General features: G+C 55.2%; 2 protein-coding genes. Both read left to right on the top strand.

What is annotated here, in order from left to right; translation table 11 throughout:
- The coding region (locus AC13CC_RS07585) for a GMC oxidoreductase (protein WP_482878248.1) at positions 1 to 1,491 on the top strand (1,491 nt) is incomplete at its 5' end.
- A gap of 4 nt (positions 1,492 to 1,495) precedes the next feature.
- The coding region (locus tag AC13CC_RS07590) for a gluconate 2-dehydrogenase subunit 3 family protein (protein ID WP_482876073.1) at positions 1,496 to 2,085 on the top strand (590 nt) is incomplete at its 3' end.

Consider the following 2,085-nt stretch of genomic DNA (forward strand, 5'->3'; position numbering starts at 1 on the left):
GCCTACGGCGGCTGGGACATCGAGGGGGAGCCCTACACCCAAGGGGAGGACACCCGATTCGATTGGTTCCGCTCGCGGATGCTGGGGGGGAGGACCAACCACTGGGGAAGGATCTCCCTGCGTTTCGGCCCGAAGGACTTCAAGCACAAGGACGTTGACGGCTACGGGGACAACTGGCCCATAGGCTATGATGACGTAAAGCCGTATTACGACAAGGTGGACAAGATGATCGGGGTGTTCGGCACCAACGAGGGGCTTCCCAACGACCCGGACGGTTTCTTTCTGCCACCGCCCAAACCAAGATTGCACGAGCTTTTTTATATCAAGGGGGCGAAAAAGAGCAACATTCCGGTGTATCCGTCACGGATGTCCATGCTGACCAAGAAGATAAACAACGACCGTGGGGTTTGTTTTTATTGTGGGCAGTGCAACCGTGCCTGCCAGGTATACGCGGATTTCTCGGCGGGGACCTGTCTTATCTTCCCTGCGCAGAAGAACGGTGGCCAGATCGACCTTTTCGTGAACTGTATGGTCCGCGAGGTGACCACCGACGAGGAGGGCAGGGCCACGGGAGTGTCCTACATTAACAAAGAAGATCGTAAAGAATATAAATTGAAAGGAAAAGTAGTGGTGCTGGGTGCCTCGGCCTGTAGTTCTGCCCGTATCCTTCTCAATTCAAAAAGTAAGCAACACCCGAATGGATTAGGGAACAGCAGTGACATTGTGGGTAGGTACCTGCACGATTCAACGGGTGCTGATAGAGCTGCATTTATTCCCGATTTGATGAACCGAAAGGTTTCCTATAACGAAGATGGTGTAGGAGGTATGCACGTGTACTCACCTTGGTGGGGTGATAATTCCAAGTTGGATTTTCCACGTGGTTACCACATCGAGGTCTGGGGCGGTATGGGTATGCCTAGCTACGGATTCGGTTTCAATGTGAACGAGTTCAATAAGTTCTTCGGGACCAAGGTGGGCGGTTACGGCGATGTACTGCGCAGCGATGCCAAAAAATACTACGGTGCCGTTGTGGGCATGGCCGGAAGGGGTGAATCCATCGCCCGGAAGGAGAACTATTGCGAGATCGACCCGACCACGGTGGACGAATTTGGTATTCCCGTGCTGCGCTTCCACTACAAATGGAGCCAGTTGGAGATCAACCAAGCGAGGCACATGCAGGACACCTTCGAGGAGATCCTGGTCAACATGGGCGGTGAGCCCTTGGGGGACAAACCTGGCAAGGACACCAACTACGGACTGCACAATCCTGGACGGATCATCCATGAGGTGGGGACCACCCGGATGGGCAATGACCCGAGGACCTCTGTGACCAACAAGTACCAACAACTGCACGATGTGGACAACGTGTTCATCGTGGACGCCGGGCCCTTTGTGTCGCAGGCTGACAAGAACTGTACGTGGACTATTTTGGCGCTCTCGATGAGGGCCTCGGAGTACATCGTGGAGCAACTCAAACAACAAAACATATAGGGAGATGGACAGAAGAAAGAGCTTAAAATCGATAGTACTGGGCTCGGTGGCCGGCGGACTGGCGGTGCACGGGTGCCGTCCCTCGACGGAAGGGGCGGAACTGGTGGAGGCGCCGAAGATCACCTACCCGGGGCGGGTGCCACAGGAGACCGAACAGATCGAGGAACTAAAGGACGAACAGTTCCTCAACCCGCACGAAGTGGAGACATTGACCGTGCTCTGCGACCTTATATTGCCCCCTTCGGATGAGTACAAAGGGGCATCGGACGCCGATGTGGTGGACTTCATCGAGTTCATGGCCAAGGACGTGGAGACTTTGCAGCCCGACATCCGAGGGGGCATCATGTGGCTGGACCACAAGGGCAACACGGAGTACGGCGTGGAGTTCAAAAAGGCGGCGGAGGAACAGCAAAAGGCCATTTTGGACGAGATCGCCTATTACGACCCGGAGGTCCCGGGCAACGAGCGCCCCTTCGAGGTGAACTTCTTCTCTTTGATAAGGAACCTGACCATGACGGGCTTTTATACGAGCAAGATCGGGATCGAGGAGATCGGTTACAAGGGGAACCAGCCCAATGTATGGGACGGTGTCCC

This window comes from Flagellimonas sp. L-11, assembly GCF_056857735.1.